Origin of the sequence: uncultured Sphingomonas sp. (assembly GCF_913062585.1) — a bacterium.
Lineage (GTDB): Bacteria > Pseudomonadota > Alphaproteobacteria > Sphingomonadales > Sphingomonadaceae > Sphingomonas.
On the sequence record NZ_CAJXWX010000009.1, the window covers coordinates 26,955 to 48,519 of the forward strand.

Here is a 21,565-nt window from a genome sequence, read left to right on the forward strand (position 1 = left end):
TCGCGACCGACCGCCTTTTCCCCGATTTTGGCAGGAGCCGTCCCCTTGAGTAATGCAGCCCGCCTGGCGGTTTCCAGCGATGCGCTTCAGCGCCGCGATTTCGATCGCATCTCGGCCTATGTCTACAAGGAGTGCGGCATCCGCCTGCCGCCGGCCAAGATGACGATGATCGAGGGGCGCCTGCGCCGCCGCGTCCGCGCCACCGGCCTGTCCAGCCTGAGCGATTATTGCGGCTGGGTGTTCGAGGGCAATCATCTGGAGGCGGAGCGCGAGCATCTGCTGAACGCGGTCACGACCAACAAGACCGACTTCTTCCGCGAGCCCAAGCATTTCGACTATCTGATGGGCACGGTGATGCCGCGCCTGCGCGACGAGGGGAAAAGGCGGGTGCGGGTATGGAGCGCGGCCTGCTCGACGGGCGCGGAGCCCTATACGCTGGCTATGCTGCTCGACGTCTTCGCCCAGGACAAGGGCGGGCCCGATTTCGGGATCCTGGCGACCGACCTGGACAGCGAGGTGCTGCGCACCGCCAAGCGCGGCGTCTATCCGTCCTCGCTGCTCGATCCCGTGCCGTCCGCCTTGCGCAACCGCTATGCGATGAAGGCCAGCGACCCGAAGCGCACCGAGATGCGCATCGCGCCCGCTTTGCGTTCGGCGATCGGTTTCGCCCAGATGAACCTGATGGACGAGCGCTATCCGGTGGGCGAACCGATGGACATCATCTTCTGCCGCAACGTGCTGATCTATTTCGACAAGCCGACCCAGGAAAAGGTCGTGCGCCGCCTGGCCGACTGCCTGCGCCCCGGTGGCTGGCTGTTCCTGGGCCATTCGGAATCGATCACGGGTTTCGACCTCCCTCTCAAGACGGTGGCCAACACCGTGTTCCAGCGGATCTGAGCGCCATGAAGAAAACCCGCGTCCTCGTGATCGACGACAGCGCCAGCGTCCGCCAGGCGATGACCCAGATCCTGTCCGCCGATCCGCAGATCGCGGTGACCGTCGCCGCCGATCCCTTCGCCGCCGCGCGCCACATCCAGGAGGAAGTGCCAGACGTCATCACCCTGGACGTCGAGATGCCGCGCATGGATGGCATCACCTTCCTGCGCAAGTTGATGTCGCAGCATCCGGTCCCGGTCGTCATGTGCTCCTCGCTGGTCGAGGAAGGCTCGGAGACGTTGCTTCAGGCGCTGGAGGCCGGGGCGGTCGACGTCATCCTGAAGCCGCGGGTCGGCGTCGCGGATCATCTGCTCGAAGCACATTCGATGATCCGCGAGACGGTGAAGGGTGCCGCCCATGCACGGGTCGGTGCGCGTCGTCCTGCCCCGCGTACCACCGCGCCCGCCAAGAAGCTGACCGCCGACGCCGTCCTGCCGCCGCCCACCGGCCGCGCGATGAGCCGCACGACCGAGATGGTGGTCTGCATCGGCGCCTCGACCGGCGGGACCGAAGCGCTGCGCGAGGTGCTGGAGGCGCTGCCCGCCAATTCGCCGGGCATCGTCATCGTCCAGCACATGCCCGAAAGCTTCACCCGCGCCTTCGCCAAGCGGCTGGACGGGCTGTGCCAGGTCGACGTCAAGGAGGCCGAAGACGGCGACACGGTGATGCGCGGCCGGGTGCTGATCGCGCCCGGCGGGCTGCGCCATACCATGCTGGAGCGCCAGGGCGCGCGCTATGTCGTCTCGGTGCGCGAAGGGCCGCTGGTCTCGCGCCATCGCCCCTCGGTCGACGTGCTGTTCCGCTCGGCGGCGCGCAATGCGGGCGCCAATGCGGTCGGCATCATCCTGACCGGCATGGGCGACGACGGCGCGCGCGGCCTCCTCGAAATGAAGCAGGCCGGTGCCCGCACCTTCGCGCAGGACGAGGCGACCTCGATCGTGTTCGGCATGCCCAAGGAGGCGATCGCGCGCGGCGCCCATGACAAGATCATCCCGCTGGGCAGCGTCGCACGCGAACTGCTCCACGCCACGGCTCGTTGAGAAGGAATACCGACATGTTGATGGCACGGATCGACAGCGACACCGCCACGCCGCTGAACACGGGCGCCGACCAGTTCGCGGCCCTGGCGGACCGGTTGCAGAGCCGGATGACCGGGCTGGAGGACGCCTTTCGCGAGACCGGCGAGACGCTGGCCACCGCGATCGGCACGATCGACGGCATGGCCGAGGGGCTGGCATCGATCCGCCAGTCGCTGTCCCCCGATACGGCGGGCGTTGCGGTCGCCAAGCTGCGCGACGTGGCGTACCGGCTGATCACCCTGCCGATGATCCAGCGCCGCCGCGCGATCGAGGTCGAGACGCTGACCGGCCGCACCCGCGAGCTGCGCGGCCTGCTGAACGAGGTCGGCACGATCCTGAAGCTGCTCGGCATCTATGGCATGAACATCAAGATCGCCTCTTCGGGCGAGGCGGCGTTCTTCAACTTCGTGGTCGGCATGGACGAGAAGCTGGCCACCGGGCGGCAGGAACTGCGCCAGATCGAGCGCCAGCTCGACCAGTTCGGCCGGGTGGTCGGCGACGTCCAGCAGGCCGACCGGCTGCTCGCCCTGGAATGCACGCGCGCCGGAATCGCCGTGCCCGCCGAGCTGACCGCCAACGCCAATGCGCTGCAGGATCATGTCGAGTCGGTGATGCGCATGACCGACGAGGTCGGCGGGATCGTCCGCACGATCCAGGGCGAGGTCGCGCGCATCCTGGGGGCGATCCAGATCGGCGACTCGGTGCGCCAGCGCGCCGAACATGCCATCACCATCCTGCGCCGGATCGTGCCGACCGAGGGAGAGGCCGCGTTGCCGGCCGGGGCGACCGCCCATATGGCGCGACTGATCGCCGCACAGCTGAACGTCATGGCGGATGATTTCGGGCGCGAACTGGTCGCCATCGTCCAGTCGCTCGAACGGCTGGGCCCGCTGGCGGATCATCTGCGCGAGCTGATCGGCTCGCAGGGCGGCGGCGATGGCCAGCTGCTGTTCCAACTGGAACATGGCATCGCGACCCTGGGCAATGTGACGGACCAGCTTTGCGACGCGGACGGGCATCTGGCTGAGCTGACCGTCTTTGTCGGCCGTACGCTCGCCGACCTGACCGAGGGGCTGGGCCGCATCCGCAACATCGCGGTCAACGTCCAGGACATCTCGACCAACACCCAGCTGCTGTGCCGCCGTCACGGTGCGCTGGGCCGCGCGGTCGCCGTGATCGCCAAGGAGGTCGCCCCCTGCGCCAGCCGCCTCGACCAGCTGAGCCTGGCGGTCGGACGTCTGATCGGCGTGCTGGGCGCGATCGACCTGGTGCAGGATGGCGACAAGGATGACGAGGGCGATACGCGCAGCGCCCTGGGCGAGGCGCTGTCTGTCGTGCGTCGCGCCTGCGAAAGCTCGTCCAGTGCCATGGCCAGGGGCGGCGGCGATGCGCGGCGCATCCTGTCCTCGCTGGAGGCCAGCGCGGAGGATCTGGGGCGGCAGCGCGACTTCACGCAGGCGCTGACCGATGTGGCCGAGGTGTTGCTGCTCCATGCCGACCAGGTCGCACCCGAGACCCCCGAGGGCGCCGACCTGACCGCGGCGGACGAGGCCGCTTTGGCCGAGCTGCTGCCTTGGGCGGGCGGGCTCTACACCATGGCGGCCGAGCGCGTGATCCATGCGGCCTTCCTGCTGCCCGACATGATCGCCACCGCCCCGGCGCCCATCGCGGTGTCGTTCGACGACGATGACGACGGGCTGTTCTGATCGGGAATGAAAAGAGGCGACGGGCCGACCGCCGGTCTGTCGCCCAACCCCTGTGACGCGGGGGTATTGTCGGGGAATTTGCTGATACCCTCGGCGACCAGCGCATCGACGATCGCGTTCGTGTTGCGCTTGATATTCTGCGCATTGCTCAGGCTCTGGCGGATGCCGGTGACGACGATGTCGACGCTGCCGGGTGTCGCCTGACCGGTCTAGGCGGCGGGGGCGGGCCGCGTCTGCGCCCGGACGGGCGCGGCCAGCACGACCGTCATCGTCGTGGACACCTACGCGAAGAGCGCCCCGACAGGGACTTGTTTCATAATCCCCACCTTTGGGGTTCAGAAACGTTTGCGGTCGGTGGTTGAAAAAAGCCCTGCGGCACCCCGTCTTTACGGGTGCGCCGTCAGGGCATGGGCGTGATGGTGATCCGGTCGATATTGGGCGCGTATCGCGAGCGCAGCAGGATGCCGGGCCAGTTTTGCGAGGCATAGCTGCGTCCGTCCCAATCGGGTTGTTCCTCACCCGCGATACGGATGGTGTTGGCGCCGGCCCTCAGGGTGACGGGCACGGTCGTCTCCCACCAGTTGTTGGCATTGAAGCTGTGCGGTGCGCTGACCAGCATGGGCGCGGCGCCATTGACCGAGATGCGGGCGATCCGGGCGAGCGGGTCTGGATTGTAATGTGTCGCCTTGGCCTGTTCCTCGTTGGAATAGCGGATGGTCAGCGCATAGGTGCCCGCGCGGTCCGCCATGACTTTAGGGAAGGTCAGCGTGTTGCCGTTGCCCGGCGCGCCGCCGATGGCGAAGACCGCATGGCCGCCGCTGGCGAGCGAGGCCGCACCGATGCGGGCGGTCCCGGCGACCTGCGCGTCCTCCGCTTCGTAGCGTTGGGGGGTGGGGCCGGTCTCGGGCACGACCGACAGGCCGTGCAGCGACGACACCCCGGCGGCGGTCAGCACCACCTTGTTGATCCCGCCGAGCATGAAGGCGCGGTCTTTCACTTCGCGGCCATTGACCACCATGCGCACCGACCCGCCGTCCAGCGCAGGGCTCAGGCGCGCCAGGCCGTCCTGCGCGGTATAGACCCAGAAGGTCGCGCTGCTTCCGGGCGACAATGTCACTAGGTCACCGGCCGCGCGAGCCGCTCCCTTCAGCACCGCGTCGGCCACGTCATAGCGGGTGCGGGCGGCGGCGGGATCGACCGAGGTCAAAGTGATGCGGTCGACCATCGCATTGCCCTGCGTTCGTCCCCGGCCGTCCAGGCTGCGGGTGGACAGGGTCAGCATGTGGCGACCGCGCAGGAGGTCGATGACGGTGTCGACATGATCGAGCACGGCGGGCTTGTAGCCCAGCGGCAGGAACAGCTCGCCCGCGGCCTTTCCGTCGATCAGGAGATAGACATTGGTCGGCCCCTGTGCCTCGGCCAGCGGGTCCTTGTTGAAGGTGCTGGCGAGCACGCTCAGGTCATAGCGCCCGTCGCGCGGCACCTCGACCGCGAAGTCCAGCGCGGCGTCGGTGCCGGTCTTGAAACCTTCGACCAGATAGCCGTTCGAGACGTGGAAACGGTCGACATGATCGGGCGAACCCTCAGGGCCCCGCACGCTGAGCCCCTGGCCGCGCCGGGTGGCCTTTTCCGCCTCGTAATCCTGTCGCCAGCGAGCGGGTATGGCGGTGGGCCGGACGCCCTGGCCGGGCGTGAGCAGGAGTTCATAGGCCGCTTCCTCGCGCAGGGCAGGCCAGCCGTCCCGGCCGAAGGGGATGGCGACCTGCCCGTCCTTCACCGCCACGATCCGGTCGCCGACCACGACCGGCGGCGCGCTGTCGCCCAGCTGCCCGGTCCAGCCGATCTCGCGCACCCGCACCCGCACCGTCGGGCCGAAGTCGGCGGGGACATGGGTGAGGGCGACGGTCGCATCCCCCGACGCACCGCCCAACAGCATCCGCATCTGCGCGCGCGCCGGGTCGAGCGTCGCCACGCCCTGCAACGTATAGCTCTGGTCGGGATGCGGCGGGGTGACGGTCAGGGTGTGGCCGCTCATCGTGGAATAGGCGTTGAGCAGCCACCATTGCCCGTTGCCGCGATTGGCCTGCACGGCGGAGTCGCTCAGGTTCCCGTCGATATTCCAATAGGCGATATCGGCATCGACCTTGGAATCCTCGATCGCGGCGACCCACTGCACCATCTGGCCGGGAACGGAGGTGTGGTAGTTATAGGCATATTCGTTGATGTTCACGGGCAGATGGCGGCCCTGCCACTTGGTCCCGGCGAACAGCCGGTCCTCCCATTCGCGATATTGGCGCACGCTGGTGCGCACGGTCGCCGGGTTGCTCAGTTCGTGCCAAGTGATGACATCGGGCATGGTGTCGGCGGCGATGGCGTGCCGCAGGAAGCCCTCCACCTCCGGGAACAGGATGCTGGTATTCGGCCCCGCGATCCGCGCGCCGGGCAGTTCCTGGCGGATCATCCGCACCGCGCGGTCCCAGGCGTCGTTGAACGCGGTCGGGTCCTTCTGCCACCGCACGTTGTTGCAGCTCTTCGGCCCGTCGGCGAACATGTTGCCGTCGGGCTCGTTATAGGGGACGAAGACGATCCGGTCGCGATAGCGCGGGGCCATGCCCTTTACCTGACGAACCTGGGCGCGCAGCTTCTCGATATAGTTCGTCACCGACTGTGCGCAGTCCCCGGTCTTCCAGTCATAGGGGAATTCGCGGTTGATGTCGGTCATGTAGATATAGGTGTCGCCGCCCGACGCATCGGTCAGCAGGGTCGAGACCTCCAGCGCGTCGGCACCGGGATGCTGCGGTCCGTCCTGCGCCTTGGTCGATACGGTGCGAAGCCCGATGCCTTCGACCAGATTGGGATGCGGCAGGCGCGCGTCGTACAGGCCGTAAAGCGTGCCCGACGCCCCGCCGTGAAAGGCACCGGTGTCGCTGGCGAGGTCGACGGTGATCGTCTCCTGCGCGAGCGCGGGCATCGCGACCGAGCCGAGCAGCGCGGCGACCAGAAGGAGGGGGGAACGGCGAAGCGGCTGGGACATGGATCGGGGTTCCGGGATAAGGGTCATGCGCCGCGCTCGGCGGTCAAGCGGGTGATGGTGGCGCGGTTCAGGATCAGGCGCGAGATGGCAAAGGCCAGCGCCAGGTGCATCAGGCCGGGGATGATCGTCGACAGCATGCGGATGCCGGTCAGCGACGTCGGCGTCTGGTTGCCCGCGCCCGCCTTGTAGGAGACGAGGACCAGCACGCCGCTGATCAGCGCACCCGCCACCGCCCAGGCCAGCTTCACGAAGAACTGGTTGAAGGCGAAGCTCATGCCCGACGAGCGCATCCCCAGCTTCCACTCGCCATATTGGTCGGCAAGCTGGATCAGGGTGAAGTGAAGCGGCAATGTGCAGCCCAGCACGATGCAGCATAGGCCGACCAGGACCAGCCACAGGGCCGGATAGTCACCCGGCACGAAGAAGGCGGCGAAGTGCCCGGCGACCAGGATCAGGTTCACCCAGATATAGATGCTGCGCACATCGAAGCGGCGGGTAAAGGCCTGCACCAGGATCGAGCCCAGGAACCCGCCCGCCGTCGCCGTGCCGAAGAACAGCGCCTGATAGGTCGCGTCGCCCTTCAGCACATAGGTGATGAAGTAGAGCGCTGCACCGCCCTTGGTGTTGAAGATGGCGATCAGCAACAGCGTCATCAGGAAGGTCCAGCGCAGCTGGTCGTTCTTCAGCGTGTTGGCGACCGCGACCTTCAACGGCACGTCGGCGGTGTCGGCCGCCACCACCCGTTCGCGCACGAACAGGAAGCAGATCAGGAACATGACGACCGCAGCGGCGCTCAGGATCGCCACGCCGTCGCGGTATCCGCGCGCGATGTCGGCTCCGCCCAGATAGCGGACCAGGATAGGCAGTCCGACCGAGACACAGAAGGACGCGACCGCGACCATCGCGAAACGCACCGACTGGCATGACACACCTTCGCGCTCGCTGTCGGTCATCCGGGTGATCAGCGCGCAATAGGGCACGTTGTTGAGCGAATAGGACAGGGCCAGCAGGAAATAGGTGATCGCGGCATAGGCGACCTTGCCGTCATAGCTGAAGTCGGGCGCCTGGAAGGTCAGGAAACAGCTGAGCCCCACCGGAATCGCGGTCCAGAGCAGATAGGGGCGGAACCGCCCCCAGCGGGTGGCGGTGCGGTCGGCCATGATCCCGATCAGCGGATCGGAAACGGCGTCGAAGACACGCAATGACAGGAATAGGATACCGACGATCCCCGGCGCCAGGCCGAAGACGTCGGTGTAGTAGAAGGTCAGGAAATTGGCGATCAGCCCGGTGACGATCGTCCCGCCTGCATCGCCGAAGCCATAGCAGATCTTCTCGACGAACGGGATTGACGCAGGCGTGATCGGAGCAGGGGCGCCGCGCCGCTGCTCGTGATCCGCTGCTATGGCGTGGTCCGCCATCGATGCCGCCATGACCTTATTGCCTCCTGTGCCGGTCCGTCTTTTGACGGTTCCGTTGATATCCCCGATTTTTGCCGATTATCGCTTCTTGTCGAACGCCGCCGTCACTTCCGCCCCGTCGCGGATGAAGACAGGGATTCGGTGGACCGGCGCGGCATAGGCGATGTCGCCGCCGCCCTCGACCCGCTCGCCGGTCCAGGCGTCGCGCCATATCCCCTGGGGCAGATAGACGCAGCGCTCACCGACGCCCGCCGCCGTCACCGGCGCGACCAGCAGGTCGGGGCCGAACATATATTGGTCGTCCAGCGCCCAGCAGTGCGGATCGTCGGGATAGTCGTAGAACATCGGCCGCATCAGCGGATCGCCATGCTCATGCGCCGCGCGCATCAGCGACGCGACATAGGGGCGCAGCCGTTCGCGCAAGGCGGCATAACAGCGCAGCACCTCGAACACCGGCTCGCCAAAGCTCCACAGTTCGTTGCCCGCGCCCGTATCGCACTGCGCCACGCCGTCGCGGAACGGCTCGGCGGGCGGGGTGATCGGATCGCGGTGGCCGTGCATCCGCAGCACGGGAGTGAAGACCGCCCATTGGAACCAGCGGATCATCAGCTCGTGAAAGGCGGGGTCGCCGACATCGCCGCCATGGAAGCCGCCGATATCGGTTGTCCACCACGGAATGCCCGCCAAGCCCATGTTGAGCCCGGCGCTCAGCTGGTTGCGCATCGCCTCGAACGAGGAATGGATGTCGCCCGACCAGACCAGTGCGCCGTAACGCTGGCTGCCCGCCCAGGCGCAGCGGACGAGGCTGACGATCTCGGTCTCGCCCTCGGCGCTCAGCCCTTCGTGAAAGGCCTGGGTGTAATGCAGCGGATAGGCATTGCCGACCGCCAGGACGTTGCCTGCGTGATAGCGGTAATTGTCGAAATCATAGGCGCTGTATTCGGGTTCGGCCTCGTCCAGCCAGAACAGCCGGACGCCCTGGTCGCGATAATTGCGCTTGGCGGTGTCCCACAGGAACGCCCGCGCGCCGGGATGGGTCACGTCGATGAAGCGGGTATTGCCCAGAAATTCTTGCTGCACGTCCAGCCCGCGTCGACTGCGCACCAGATAGCCCTTCTCGACCAGCGCCGGATAGTTTTCCGAGCGATGATCGACCGTCGGCCAGATCGAGACGAGCAGCTCGGTGCCCATCGCCTTCAGCTCGGCGGTCATCGCTGCGGGATCGGGCCATTCACGCGGGTCGAAGCGCCAGTCGCCCTGCACCGGCCAGTGGAAGAAGTCGGCGACGATCACCGCGAGCGGAATGCCCCGCGCATGATAGTCGCGCGCGACGGCCAGCAACTCGTCTTGCGTCCGGTAGCGCAGCTTGCTCTGCCACAGGCCCAGCGCATAGTCGGGCATCATCGGCACGGTGCCGGTGACGCGGGCATAGTTGTGCAGGATCTCGGCCGGGCTGTCGGCGGCGGTGATCCAATAGTCGATCTCATGCGTCGCCCGCGCGGTCCAGGTCGCGCCATTGGCCGCGAAATGCGCCTCGCCCACGGCTGGCATGTTCCAGAGAAAGCCATAGCCATGGCTCGACACGACAAAGGGCACGCTGGCCTGCGAATTGCGCTGCGCCAGTTCCAGCGAGCATCCGGCCAGGTCGAGATTGGGCTGCTGATACTGGCCCATGCCATAAAGCCGCTCGTTCGTCTTCGCCTCGAACCGCACGGTGATTTGTGCGGCATCGCCGTCGATCATCCGGAATTCGCGCCCCGCCAAGCCCAGCGCGCTGATCGTGCGAACTTCCGTCGTGCCGACGGTCCAGAACGTGCTGATCGTATCGCGCTGCCGCCACTTTTCCTCCAGCAGCACGCGGCCTGTCGCGTCCAGGAAGCGGACGCGGCCCTGCAGATCCACCTCGGCGGTGATCCGGCCATGGGTGATCCGCGCGGTCGCACCGTCGCGGGTGACGATCGGCTCGCCGGTCCCGGCGGCGCCGTCCGCCAGCAACGCACCCGGTGCCGCGCCGCGATCGGGAAAGGGCGACGCGCGCAGGCGCAGGCCATCGGGGCCATGCGCCTCGATGCGCAGCCATTCGCCATTATAGGCCCACGATATCGCGCGTGCTTCCAGAACAAGCGTGTCCAACCGCCCTGATCCTCTCGCTGCCATTCTTCGATGGCCGTAAACGTTTACGGTTTTTCGGCCGAATGTGAGCGTCTGTCAATGGCCCTTGTGTGAAACGCCGCGTGACGCGATCACTGCGCGCATGGACATACGCGAACTCGCCCGTCACCTGGGATTGTCGATCGGCACCGTGTCGCGCGCGTTGAACGACCGTAAGGACGTCAGCCCCGCGACCCGGAAGCGGGTGATCGAGGCGGCGCAACTCCATGGCTATATCCCCAACCAGTCGGGCCGGACGCTGCGCAGCGGCCGGACGGGCACGGTCGGTTTCATGCTGACCCTGGAGCATGACAGTGCGATCCATGGCGACCCGTTCTTCATGGCGCTGCTAGAGGGATTGCAGAACGGTCTGAGCGAATATGACCTCGACCTCGCCGTCCTGCTGGCGCGCAAGGGTGAGGACGGGCTGACCTTCCTGCGGCGGCATGTGTCGCGCCGGACGGTCGATGGCTGGGTGCTGTCGGGTACGCAGCATGACGATCCGCGAATCGTATTCCTGCTCGACCGCTCCATTCCCTTCGTCGCGCTGGGGCGGACCGCGTCGGCGTGCGATTACGCCTGGATCGACCTGGATTTCGAGGGGGTCGTGGCCGATGCCATGGGCCTGCTGATCGAGGCGGGGCATCGCCGGATCGGGCTGGTCGCGCCGCCCGCGACGATCAACAACAGCCATATCGTCGTCGACCGCTATCGCGCCGCGCTGGAGCGGGCGGGCATCGCCTTCGATCCCGTGCTCGTCCATCACGGCGAAACCGACGAGAGCGATGGCGAGACGACCGCGTGCGAGCTGATGGCGCTGCCCGACCGGCCGACCGCGCTGTTGCTGATGGGCGAGACCGCGCCGGTCGGGGCTTACCGCGCGCTGCGCCGCCTGGGGCTGGAGCCGGGGCGCGACGTGGCGGTGATCGGGCTGCGCGACAATCCGGCCTGTCGCGCGCTGTCGCCCGACCTGACCTGTTTCTCGCTGGAACTGGACGATCTGGGGCTGGCGCTGGCGCACGGACTGGTCGCGATGCTGCCCGGGCAGTCCGGTGCAGGACATCCGTCCGTTCAGCGGCTCTGGGGCATGAATTTGCGACTCGGGCAGAGCCATCGCACGCAGGTCGGGGCGGGTGAGGGGGTGGCAACAGTCGGACAAATCACGGTGTGACGGCGGGGCTTGCTCTACGCCCTGTACATCCGCACCGCTCAAAATTCCGCGTTTCCAGACTCTTCGCCTTTGGTTCAGAAAGCCATTGCGCCGATCCGCCAAGCCTGTCACCCAAAAGGAAAATCAGAATAGTCGGAGAAGATCGGTGCATCCATGCTGTCCCGCCCCGTCGCGTCGCGATGTCCTGACCACGGCCGGCAGGGGGGGCAGCATCGGTGCATTGGCGACGGCCTGGGGCGCGGTGATGCCCGCTTCCGCCTGGGCGCAGGCCAAGCCGATGGCACCCGCCTCCGCCGCCCCCGTCGTCCAGCCCTTCGACATGGCCGACGTCACCCTGGCCGACGGCCCCCTCCTCCATGCGCAGACGATGACCGAGGCGTATCTGATGCGCCTGCAGCCCGACCGGATGCTCGCAAATTTCCGCACCAATGCGGGGTTGAAACCCAAGGCGCCGGTCTATGGTGGCTGGGAATCGGAGCCGCAATGGGCGGACATCAACTGCCACGGCCATACGCTGGGCCATTATCTCTCGGCCTGCGCGCTCGCCTATCGCGCGACGAAGGACAAGAGATACCGCCAGCGCATCGACTATATCGCCCAGGAACTGGCGGCGTGCCAGCAGGCGGCGTGCTCAGGCCTGGTCTGCGCCTTCCCCAAGGGGCCGGCGCTGGTCGCGGCGCATCTGCGGGGCGAGCCGATCACCGGCGTGCCGTGGTACACGCTGCACAAGCTGTATGCGGGCCTGCGCGACTCGGCCTTGCTGGCGGACAGCGAGCGTGCGCGCGCGGTGCTGATCCGGCTGGCCGACTGGGGCGTGGTGGCGACCAAGCCGCTCACCGACGACCAGTTCGAGACGATGCTCCAGACCGAATATGGCGGCATGAACGAGGTCTATGCCGATCTGTATTTCATGACCGGCAACCAGGATTACCGGCGGGTGGCCGAGCGTTTCTCGCAAAAGGCGATCATGGATCCCCTGGCCAAGGGGCAGGATCATCTCGACGGGCTGCACGCCAATACGCAGGTGCCCAAGATCATCGGCTTCCAGCGCGTGTTCGAGGCGACCGGCAACGACCGGTATCGCAACGCGGCGGCGTTTTTCTGGCGCACCGTCGCGCATACCCGCTCCTTCGCGACCGGCGGGCATGGCGATGGCGAGCATTTCTTCGCGATGGCCGATTTCGACCGGCACGTCTTCTCGGCCAAGGGGTCGGAGACCTGCTGCCAGCATAATATGCTCAAGCTGACCCGCGCGCTGTTCCTGCACGATCCGCGCGCCGACTATGCCGATTATTACGAGCGCACGCTCTACAACGGCATCCTCGCCTCGCAGGACCCGGACTCGGGCATGGCAACCTATTTCCAGGGTGCGCGGCCGGGTTACATGAAGCTCTATCACACGCCCGAGGACAGCTTCTGGTGCTGCACCGGCACGGGCATGGAAAATCATGTGAAGTATCGCGACTCGATCTACTTCCATGACGACCGCGCGCTCTATGTGAACCTGTTCATCCCTTCGAGCGTGAGCTGGGCCGACAAGGGTGCAGGTCTGACGCAGGTGACGAATTTCCCGGACTCGGCGACGACCCGGTTCCGCTGGAAACTGCGCCAGCCGACCGAACTGACCCTGAAGTTGCGTCATCCGAAATGGAGTCGCACCGCGACCCTGCTGGTCAACGGCGCGGAGGTGGAACGCTCGGACCAGCCCGGCCGCTATGTCGATGTGACCCGGACCTGGAAGACCGGGGATATGGTCGAATGGCGCATGGTGATGGAGCCCGCCACCGAAAGCGCCCCCGCCGCGCCGAAGATCGTCGCCTTCACCTATGGCCCGCTGGTGCTGGCGGGCGCGCTGGGCCGCGAAGGGCTGGCGCCGGGCGCGGACGTCGTCGTGAGCGAGCGCAAATATGGCGAGTATAACGACGGGCCGTTCCAGGCACCGATTCTGTCGGGCGAACCGGACCACCTCATCCGGAAGATCGCCGCGACGGGCAAGCCACTGGAGTTCACCATTCCGGCGGCGGACGGGCGGCCGGTGCGGCTGGTACCCTATCATCGCATCGCGCATGAGCGATATGCGACCTATTGGAAGCTGGCCTGATCGCAGACACTCTGCGCACCACCCCGGCGAAGGCCGGGGTCCAGTTGCCACTCCGTCGCGGGTAAAGGCATAAAGAGATTGTGTTCGCGCGGAGGCGCGGAGAACGCAGAGAGGGTGTCGGATTGGCCGCGGCACGGCTTCATCAACACTGGTGGAGAAAGGTAGGAAGTTGCCACGGGCGAGACACCTCCGCGTTCTCCGCGCCTCCGCGCGAACACAATATCTCTCGACCAGCCACTTTTGCACAGATCGCATGGCATCTGGACCCCGGCCTCCGCCGGGGTGGGGCTATTGGTGATGTCGGGAATGGTGGGCGATGACGGGCTCGAACCGCCGACATTCTCGGTGTAAACGAGACGCTCTACCAACTGAGCTAATCGCCCCCTCTCGGGAAGCTCCGCCTAATGCCGATGCGCCCCGCGTCTGGCAAGCCGCTTTTGCGCGGCGAACCGGAGCGGTTCCTTTGTTGGATACAAAGCCGATCGCCTCCGGCACATAACAGGAACATCGAGGGTGATGCGGTCGACGGGAGCGGCCGGATCGCCCGCGATGCTTCGGGGGGAGCGGGAATGGCCGGAACGGGGGAGGGCGCGGCGTGGACGCTGGCGCGACGACGGCAATTCCTGGCGGCGCTGGCGGTCAGCGCCGATGCGGGGGCGGCGGCACGGGCGGTGGGAGAGACGCTCCGGGCCGCACAGGCCCTGCGGCGGCGCGACCGGGCCTTTGGCGAGGCCTGGGACGCGGCGATCGGCGCGGCGCACGCGCTGGTCGAGGAGGGGCTGCTGCGCCGGATGCTCGCCCTGTTGGCGGCCGGGGATGGGGAGGGCGGAGAGGCCGGTGCGGGGACCACCGGCCTCTCCATCACCCCGCCGCTCCACGCCACCGAGGTGCAACTGTATCTGAAGCTGCTCGCGCGGCGCGATGCGCTGGCCCGGGCGGGTGACGCCGGGAGCGACGCGGCACGGGCAAGTGCGGCGGAGACCGATGCGGCGCTGGAACGCGCGCTCGATGGACTGGCGCGGCGGCGATTGAAGGGGATGGCGTGATGGCGGGGGAGGATGCGGCGACGCGGCTCGCCACGCTGGCGATGTTGGACCCCCGCGCGCGCGAAAAGGCGCTGGCGGCGCTGACCCCGGCGCAGAAGCGCGAGCTGGTCGAGCGATGGGAATTATGGGCGCATGACGGTCAGGTGGCACCACCGGGCGACTGGCGGGTCTGGCTGATCCGCGCGGGGCGCGGCTTCGGCAAGACACGCGCCGGGGCGGAGTGGGTCAGTAGCCTCGCCCGTGACAATCCGGGCGCGCGGATCGCGTTGATGGGCGCGACGCTGCGCGATGTCGAGCGGGTGATGGTGCGCGGTGAAAGCGGACTGTTGGCGGTGGCGCGTAAAGGCGAGACGCCCAAATGGATCGGCAGCCTGGGGCAGGTGCATTTCGCGTCCGGCGCGATCGGCTTCGCCTATTCGGCGGCCGCGCCCGAGGCTCTGCGCGGGCCGCAGCATCATGCGGCCTGGTGCGACGAACTGGGTAAGTGGAAGGGGGAGGCCGGATGGGACAATCTGATGATGACGCTCCGGCTGGGCGAGCGGCCGCGGGTGCTGGTCACGACCACGCCGCGCGCGACGCCCTTGATGCGCAAGGTGATGGCGCTGCCCGACTGCGTCGAGACGATCGGGCGGACCAGCGACAATGCGCATCTGCCCGACAGCTTCCAGGACGCGATGATCGCCCAATATGGCGACACGCGGCTGGGGCGGCAGGAGCTGGACGGCGAGATGGTCGACGACCGCGAGGGGGCCCTGTGGACTCGCGCGCTGCTCGACCGGCAACGGGCCAAGACGGTGCCCGCGCTCGACCGGGTGGTGGTCGGCGTCGATCCGCCCGCGACCAGCAGCGGCGATGCCTGCGGGATCGTTGCGGTCGGGCTGGGGCGCGACGGCCATGGCTATGTGCTGGAGGACGCCAGCGAAGCGGGGCTGTCGCCCGAGGGCTGGGCGGCGCGGGTGGCGGGCTGTGCGCGGCGCAACCGTGCCGACCGGGTGGTGGCCGAGCGCAACCAGGGTGGCGACATGGTGGAAAGCGTGCTGCGACTCGCCGACCCGACCCTGCCGGTGCATCTGGTCTATGCCTCGATCGGCAAGGCGGCACGGGCGGAGCCGGTGTCGTTCCTCTATGCGCAAGGCCGCGTGTGGCATGGGCGGGGGTTTCCCGCGCTGGAGGACGAGCTGTGCGGGCTGGGCGTGGCGGGGGCTTATGACGGGCCCGGCCGCTCGCCGGATCGGGCGGATGCGTTGGTCTGGGCGCTGACCGAGCTGATGCTGTCCGGGCGCGGGCCGCCGGGAATACGGAATTTATAGCCCTTGATCCTCCCCGGAACGGGGAGGGGGACCAGCGCAGCTGGTGGAGGGGGATCGCCGCATGGGGTGACCTTGCGTGGAAGCCCCCCTCCGTCAGCGCTGCGCGCTGCCACCTCCCCGTGCCGGGGAGGAGCTGAAGGAGATTCATCATGAGGATGTTCGGTCGCAAGACCGGGCGGGGGGCCGCGCGTCCTTTGCTCGGGTTGGGTTTCGCCCGGTCAGGGGTGCCTTTGACCGGCGCGGCGCCGTCCTATGAAACGCAGGTGCGCGAGGGCTATCTGCGCAATCCGGTGGCGCAGCGTGCGGTGCGGATGGTGGCGGGCGGGCTGGCGGAGGCACCGCTAGCCGCCTCGCACCCCGAGTTGATCGCGCTGGTGGCGGCGCGCAGCGAGGGGCAGGCGCTGCTGGAGACGGTGGCGACGCATCTGCTGCTGCACGGCAATGCCTATGTGCAGATCCTGCGTGACGGCGAGGGCGAGGTCGCCGAGCTGTTCGCGCTGCGCCCCGAACGGGTGACGATGGAGCTGGACGCGAGCGGCTGGCCCGCCGCCTATCTCTATCGCGCTGGTGGCCGTGTCACGACGCTGCCGGTCGATCCGGTGCGGGCGCAGGTGGTGCATCTAAAAAGCTGCCACCCGCTCGACGATCATTATGGGCTGGGCTGCCTGGGCGCGGCGGCGGGGGCGATCGCGATTCATAACGCGGCCGCCGCCTGGAACCGCGCGCTGCTCGACAATGCGGCGCGGCCGTCGGGGGCGCTGGTCTATGATCCGGGCGATGGCTCGACGCTGACGCCCGACCAATTCGAGCGGCTGCGCACCGAGATGGAGGGTTTTGCGGGCAGCGGCAATGCCGGGCGTCCGCTGCTGCTGGAAGGCGGGCTGAAGTGGCAGGCGATGAGCCTGACGCCCGCCGAACTCGACTTCATCGCAGCCAAGTCGTCGGCGGCGCGCGAGATCGCGCTGGCCTTTGGCGTGCCGCCGATGCTGCTCGGCCTGCCCGGCGACAACACCTATGCCAATTACCGCGAGGCGAACCGCGCCTTGTGGCGGCAGGCGATCCTGCCGCTGGCCGGCGCGATCCTGAGCGGCCTGGCCCAGGGGCTGTCGGGCTGGTTCGAGGGGGCGAGCCTGTCGGTCGACATCAACCGCGTCACCGCATTGGCCGAGGAGCGGCAGATGCTGTGGGCCATGGCGGCAAGCGCCGATTTCCTCGATCCGGCGGAGAAGCGCCAGATGGTCGGCCTGTCATGAGCGGCGACGTTCTGGCGCGGCTGCTGGCGCAGGCGGCGGATAGCGGGGCGGACCTCGTCACGCTGCGCGCGGTGGCGGAGGAAGCGGGCGAGCTGGGCGCGACGCGGGCGCTCACCCGGCTGGGTCTGGCCGATGCCGATGCGGCGGGGGACGTCGCGGAGCTGCGCGAGCTGCTGACCGCCTGGCGCGAGGCCAAGTCGTCGGTGTGGAAAAGCGCGGTCGGCTGGTTGACCCGGCTGCTCGGCGCGCTGCTGCTGGCGGGGATCGCGATGCGGCTGGGGATGGAGGACTGGCTGAAATGAGCCTTTCCTTCACCGGCTATGCCGCGATCTGGGACCGGATGGACCGGGCGGGCGACGTCATGCGGCGCGGCGCCTTTGCGGGCGCGCCGCTGGTCCCCCTGCTCTGGCAGCATCGGGGCGACGCCGTGGGCCGCATCGCCGCGCTGGCCGAGGATGACACCGGCCTGGCGGTCGAGGGCGTGGTCGACGACCCGGCACTCGCCGCGCTGGTCCGCTCGGGCGCGGTCGCCGGGCTGTCGGTCGGATACCGGCCGCGCGTCGTCCATCAGGGCGGCGCCCGCGCGATCCTGTCGGCCGAACTTTTCGAGATCAGCCTGGTGACGGTGCCGATGCAGCCGCTCGCCCGCGTGACTCACATTTTGACCAAGGGGGACTGATATGGACGTGATCGAACGACCCGTGCTGGACGGCGCAGGCGCGAAGACGAACGGCGCGTTCGACGGTTATGTGCGCAGTGGCACCACCGTCGAGCTGAAGGCTTTTACCGGCACCACCGGCGACAGCGGCGGCTTCGCCGTCCCGCGGGAGATCGACGCGGCGATCGCCTCGGTCCTGAAGAATGTCTCGCCGATCCGCGCCATCGCCAATGTCGTGACGGTGGGTTCGGCGGGCTATCGCAAGCTGGTGACGACCGGCGGCACGCCGTCCGGCTGGGCGAGCGAGACGGCGGCGCGGCCCGAGACGGCGACGCCCAGCTTCGTCGAACTCGCGCCCCCGATGGGCGAGCTTTATGCCAATCCGTCGGCCAGCCAGGCGATGCTGGACGATGCGGCGTTCGATGTGGAGGGCTGGCTCGCGGGCGAGATCGCGACCGAGTTCGCCCGTGCCGAGGGCGAGGCCTTCGTCAACGGAACGGGCCTTAACCGGCCCAGGGGGTTCCTGAACAATCCGACCAGCACGGCGAAGGACGGCGCGCGTCCCTTCGGTACGCTGCAACATCTGCCGGGCGGTGCGGCGGCATCGTTCGGGGCCGATTCGGACGAGCGGCTGGTCGATCTGGTCCAGAGCCTGCGGGCGCCCTATCGCCAGGGCGCGTGCTTCGTGATGAACGCCGCGACCTCGGCCCGCATCCGCAAGATGAAGACGGGCGATGGCCAGTTCCTGTGGGCGCCGGGCCTGGTGGCGGGACAACCGGCCACGCTGCTCGGCTATCCGGTGGTCGAGGCGGAGGAGATGCCCGACATCGCGGACGGCATGTACGCCATCGCCTTCGGCAATTTCCAGGCGGGCTATCTGATCACCGAGCGCGCCGAGACCGCGATCCTGCGTGATCCTTACAGCAACAAGCCCTTCGTGACCTTCTACGCCACGCGCCGGGTCGGCGGCTGCGTCAGCGACTCGGATGCGATCAAGCTGATGAAGTTCTCGGCCAGCTGAGCCGGGGGCCGATGAAAAATCGGGGCAGCCGGCGGGGGCTGCCCCGTAGTTCAGGGAGGATGCCGGACCCGGCCGGGGGGCGCGGGGTCGGCATGGCCGGTGCCCAAGGGGGAGGCGGGCAACGGCTGAACGACCCTCTGCGCCCCAAGTGTGACGCCCGTGTGTCGCGCGTGTCGCAACTTGTATCCATGAAGGAGTTTACATGATGAGCGGGACGATCGAGCCCATGCCCGCCGGGGTCGTCGCGGCGGCGGCAGGCGCGGTGCGCGCGCTACTGCGGCTGGACGAGGGCAATGAAGCTGCGTTCGTCGAACGGGTCGCGGGTGTCGCTCTGGGGCTGGGCGAGTCGTTTTGCGGGCAGCTGTTGATCGAACGCGGGGTCGAAGAGGGAGTTGCGGGTCGAACCGCCTGGCAGCCGCTGTCGACCCTGCCCGTGCGCGCGATTCTGTCGGGCGGTGAGGGGGCGATCGACCGCGACGGGCGCGGCTGGGTCCGCACCGGCGAGGCGGCGACGATCCGCTATCGCGCGGGGCTGTCCACAAGCTGGGCCGCCTTACCGCCGGAGATCGCGCATGGCGTGGCGATTATGGGCGCGCATCTGTTCGACAATCGCGACGCGGCCGCCGTGCCGCCCGCCGCGGTAGCAGCGCTGTGGCGGCCGTGGCGGCGGATGCGACTCGACGCGCCGAGGCGGGCATGACCGCGCGGGAGGCCTTGCGCGGCGGGCTGATGACGGCGCTGCGTTCCGCCCTGCAGCCGCTGGCGGTGGCGCTGTTCGATGCGGTGCCGGTCCGGGCCAGCGTGCCGCAAGGCGTGCTGGGCGAGCCGGGCGAAACCGATTGGGGCGCTGCCGGAATCGAGGGGCGCGAGCTGCGCGTGACGGTCACGCTGACCGACGAGGGCGAGCAGCCCCGGCGGCTGCGCGCGGCGATGCAGGCGGTCGAGGCGATCGAACTGCCCCAGTCCCTGGCGGACGGATGGCAGGTCGCGGGGCTGGTCGTGACGGCGACCCGCATGGCGAAGACGAGCGCGCGCTGGACGGCGAGCGTCGAATGGCGCGCCCGATTGTGGCGCGTGGGACAATAGGGGGGGACGGGACATGGCAATCGAAAAGGGAAACGCCTTTCTGCTGAAGATCGGCGACGGGGCCGAGCCGCCGACCTTTGCGACGATGGCGGGGCTGCGCACCACGCAATTGTCGATCAATGGCGAGACGGTGGTGGTAACGAACAAGGATTCGGGCGGCTGGCGCGAATTGCTGTCGGGTGCGGGGGTGCGGCATGTCAGCGTGGCGGGCGCGGGCGTGTTCACCGGGTCGGCGGCCGAGGCGCGGATGCGCGGCCATGCGCTGGCGGGCACGATCGATACTTATCGGCTGAGCTTCGAGAGCGGCGGGTCGATGACCGGGCGCTTCTTGGTGACGCGCCTCGACTATAGCGGCGATTTCGGTGGCGAGCGGACCTACACGCTGGCGCTGGAAAGCTCCGGCGCGGTGGTGGCGGCATGAGCGGGGCGGCGAATCCAGTGCGGGGCGAGGCACCCTTGCGCGTCGGTGGCGCGGAACTGGTCGTGCGGCCGAGCTTCCAGGCGCTGGTCGCGGCGGAGGGCGAGCTGGGCCCGCTGTTCGAGCTGGTCGAACGCGCGGGCGAGGGCAAGCTGTCGCTGGGCGAGGCGGCGGCGCTGATCTGGCATTGCCTGCTCGAGGTGCCCGAGGGGCTCAGCCGCGAGCAGCTGGGCGAGGCGCTGGTCGACCTGGGGCTGGCGGCGCTGGCGCCCGTGCTGCGGCAATTGCTGCGCCAGATACTGGGCGGGAAATGAGTTTTGCCGAGGGGGCGGCGCGGCTGGCGGGGATGGCGGGTGCGGTATTGGGCTGGTCGCCCGACCGCTTCTGGCGCGCCACGCCTGCCGAGCTTCACGCGGTGGTGGCGGCGATGACGGAACCGGGAGGGGCGGCGCCGCCGTCCTCGGCGACATTAGCGCGATTGCGGGAGATGTATCCAGATGGATGAGCAGGACTTCGCACCCCGCATCGACATGCGGGGCTTCGCCGCCGACATGGCCGCGATGCGCGCCGATCTGTCGCGCGGGCTGGGCGATGCGGCGGAACTGGGCGCGCGCACAGTCGAGGGTGCGCTGCTGCGTGCGGCACGGACGGGCAAGTTCGGGTTCGAGGAACTGAAGGCGACCGCGCTTTCCGCCCTGGACCAGATTGCGCGCGCCGCCCTGCGACAGGGTGTCGGCTCGGTCGGCGATGGCGGATTGCTGGGTCTGCTGGGCGGGCTGGTGTCGGGCCTACCCGGCCGCGCGACCGGTGGGCCGGTGTCGCCCGGCCGGCCCTATCTGGTCGGTGAGCGGGGGCCGGAGGTCTTCGTGCCCACCGCCAGCGGGCGGGTCGAGGCGCTGCGCCCCGGTAGCGGTGCGCGCGACGTGCGGGTGGCGATCACGATCAACGCTGCGTCGGGCGAGGCGGCTGGGGTGCTGCAACGCTCCGGCCGACAGGTCGCGCGGGCGGTCAGGGCGGCGCTGGCCGAGGATTGAGGGGCGGGGGTGTGCCCCTCCACCACGCCCTGCGGGCGCGGTCCCCCTCCCCATCCGAGATGGGGAGGATTGAGACGCACCATTCCTCCCAAAGCTCTGCTTGGGGAGGGGGACCGCCGGGCGTCAGCCCGGTGGTGGAGGGG

At 68.4% G+C, this 21,565-nt stretch carries 20 protein-coding genes and 1 tRNA gene; 17 read left to right on the forward strand and 4 right to left on the reverse strand.

What is annotated here, in order from left to right; genetic code table 11:
- Positions 1 to 45: 45 nt before the first annotated feature.
- From QZ546_RS08045 to QZ546_RS08055, 3 genes are read left to right on the forward strand one after another with little or no spacing between them, the layout of a single operon-like run.
- Positions 46 to 897 carry a protein-glutamate O-methyltransferase CheR gene (locus QZ546_RS08045; protein ID WP_294236075.1) on the forward strand — a complete coding sequence of 284 codons (852 nt, stop codon included), beginning with the start codon at positions 46 to 48 and terminating at the stop codon, positions 895 to 897.
- Positions 898 to 902: 5 nt separating this feature from the next.
- On the forward strand, positions 903 to 1,976 hold the full coding sequence (locus QZ546_RS08050) for a chemotaxis response regulator protein-glutamate methylesterase (protein WP_294236076.1): 1,074 nt from the start codon (positions 903 to 905) through the stop codon (positions 1,974 to 1,976).
- Positions 1,977 to 1,990: 14 nt separating this feature from the next.
- Positions 1,991 to 3,721, forward strand: a complete 1,731-nt coding sequence (locus QZ546_RS08055) for a hypothetical protein (RefSeq protein ID WP_294236077.1) — start codon at positions 1,991 to 1,993, stop codon at positions 3,719 to 3,721.
- 400 nt (positions 3,722 to 4,121) lie between these two features.
- Here QZ546_RS08055 and QZ546_RS08060 read toward each other — a convergent pair whose 3' ends face one another.
- The 3 genes from QZ546_RS08060 to QZ546_RS08070 form a co-directional block, all read right to left on the reverse strand.
- Complete coding sequence (locus tag QZ546_RS08060; RefSeq protein WP_294236078.1) at positions 4,122 to 6,755, reverse strand: cellulosome protein; 2,634 nt, start codon at positions 6,753 to 6,755, stop codon at positions 4,122 to 4,124.
- Between the two features lie 23 nt (positions 6,756 to 6,778).
- The gene (locus QZ546_RS08065) at positions 6,779 to 8,185 is read right to left on the reverse strand and encodes an MFS transporter (RefSeq protein ID WP_294236079.1); all 1,407 of its coding nucleotides are present in this window, start codon (positions 8,183 to 8,185) and stop codon (positions 6,779 to 6,781) included.
- 66 nt (positions 8,186 to 8,251) lie between these two features.
- A complete protein-coding gene (locus QZ546_RS08070) occupies positions 8,252 to 10,306 on the reverse strand; it encodes a TIM-barrel domain-containing protein (protein ID WP_294236080.1) in 2,055 nt (684 codons plus the stop codon).
- A 121-nt stretch (positions 10,307 to 10,427) separates the two neighbouring features.
- Here QZ546_RS08070 and QZ546_RS08075 point away from each other — a divergent pair, with 121 nt between their 5' ends.
- Together QZ546_RS08075 and QZ546_RS08080 are read left to right on the forward strand one after the other, a co-directional pair.
- Entirely contained in the window at positions 10,428 to 11,495 is a 1,068-nt protein-coding gene (locus QZ546_RS08075) for a substrate-binding domain-containing protein (RefSeq protein WP_294236081.1), read from the forward strand.
- Positions 11,496 to 11,739: 244 nt separating this feature from the next.
- Entirely contained in the window at positions 11,740 to 13,596 is a 1,857-nt protein-coding gene (locus QZ546_RS08080) for a glycoside hydrolase family 127 protein (protein ID WP_294236082.1), read from the forward strand.
- A gap of 307 nt (positions 13,597 to 13,903) precedes the next feature.
- On the opposite strand, the gene QZ546_RS08085 is transcribed toward QZ546_RS08080, so the two are convergent.
- Positions 13,904 to 13,979: transfer RNA gene (locus QZ546_RS08085), tRNA-Val, on the reverse strand.
- A gap of 186 nt (positions 13,980 to 14,165) precedes the next feature.
- Between QZ546_RS08085 and QZ546_RS08090 the strand changes: the two genes are divergently transcribed.
- The 12 genes from QZ546_RS08090 to QZ546_RS08145 all read left to right on the forward strand — a co-directional run bounded on the left by QZ546_RS08090 (position 14,166) and on the right by QZ546_RS08145 (position 21,422).
- Positions 14,166 to 14,642: a hypothetical protein gene (locus tag QZ546_RS08090; RefSeq protein ID WP_294236083.1), complete on the forward strand. Its 477-nt coding sequence runs from the start codon at positions 14,166 to 14,168 to the stop codon at positions 14,640 to 14,642.
- Entirely contained in the window at positions 14,642 to 15,952 is a 1,311-nt protein-coding gene (locus QZ546_RS08095; protein ID WP_294236084.1) for a terminase family protein, read from the forward strand. The genes QZ546_RS08090 and QZ546_RS08095 overlap by 1 nt, the downstream gene beginning before the upstream one ends.
- 149 nt (positions 15,953 to 16,101) lie before the next feature.
- Positions 16,102 to 17,205, forward strand: coding sequence for a phage portal protein (locus QZ546_RS08100; protein ID WP_294236085.1), 1,104 nt, complete (start codon positions 16,102 to 16,104; stop codon positions 17,203 to 17,205).
- Positions 17,202 to 17,507 (forward strand): DUF6127 family protein, encoded by a 306-nt coding sequence (locus QZ546_RS08105; protein ID WP_058734548.1) that lies wholly within the window; start codon positions 17,202 to 17,204, stop codon positions 17,505 to 17,507. Before QZ546_RS08100 ends, QZ546_RS08105 begins: the two co-directional genes overlap by 4 nt.
- On the forward strand, positions 17,504 to 17,884 hold the full coding sequence (locus tag QZ546_RS08110; RefSeq protein WP_294236086.1) for an HK97 family phage prohead protease: 381 nt from the start codon (positions 17,504 to 17,506) through the stop codon (positions 17,882 to 17,884). Before QZ546_RS08105 ends, QZ546_RS08110 begins: the two co-directional genes overlap by 4 nt.
- Before the next feature lies 1 nt (position 17,885).
- Positions 17,886 to 18,884, forward strand: a complete 999-nt coding sequence (locus QZ546_RS08115; protein WP_294236087.1) for a phage major capsid protein — start codon at positions 17,886 to 17,888, stop codon at positions 18,882 to 18,884.
- Between the two features lie 202 nt (positions 18,885 to 19,086).
- Positions 19,087 to 19,584: a hypothetical protein gene (locus QZ546_RS08120; protein WP_294236088.1), complete on the forward strand. Its 498-nt coding sequence runs from the start codon at positions 19,087 to 19,089 to the stop codon at positions 19,582 to 19,584.
- Entirely contained in the window at positions 19,581 to 19,970 is a 390-nt protein-coding gene (locus tag QZ546_RS08125; RefSeq protein ID WP_294236089.1) for a DUF3168 domain-containing protein, read from the forward strand. The genes QZ546_RS08120 and QZ546_RS08125 overlap by 4 nt, the downstream gene beginning before the upstream one ends.
- A gap of 13 nt (positions 19,971 to 19,983) precedes the next feature.
- Complete coding sequence (locus QZ546_RS08130) at positions 19,984 to 20,391, forward strand: phage major tail protein, TP901-1 family (RefSeq protein ID WP_294236090.1); 408 nt, start codon at positions 19,984 to 19,986, stop codon at positions 20,389 to 20,391.
- Positions 20,388 to 20,702, forward strand: a complete 315-nt coding sequence (locus QZ546_RS08135) for a gene transfer agent family protein (protein ID WP_294236091.1) — start codon at positions 20,388 to 20,390, stop codon at positions 20,700 to 20,702. Before QZ546_RS08130 ends, QZ546_RS08135 begins: the two co-directional genes overlap by 4 nt.
- Entirely contained in the window at positions 20,699 to 20,893 is a 195-nt protein-coding gene (locus QZ546_RS08140; RefSeq protein ID WP_294236092.1) for a phage tail assembly chaperone, read from the forward strand. The genes QZ546_RS08135 and QZ546_RS08140 overlap by 4 nt, the downstream gene beginning before the upstream one ends.
- On the forward strand, positions 20,886 to 21,422 hold the full coding sequence (locus tag QZ546_RS08145; RefSeq protein ID WP_294236093.1) for a tail tape measure protein: 537 nt from the start codon (positions 20,886 to 20,888) through the stop codon (positions 21,420 to 21,422). Before QZ546_RS08140 ends, QZ546_RS08145 begins: the two co-directional genes overlap by 8 nt.
- The last annotated feature ends 143 nt before the right edge of the window (positions 21,423 to 21,565 follow it).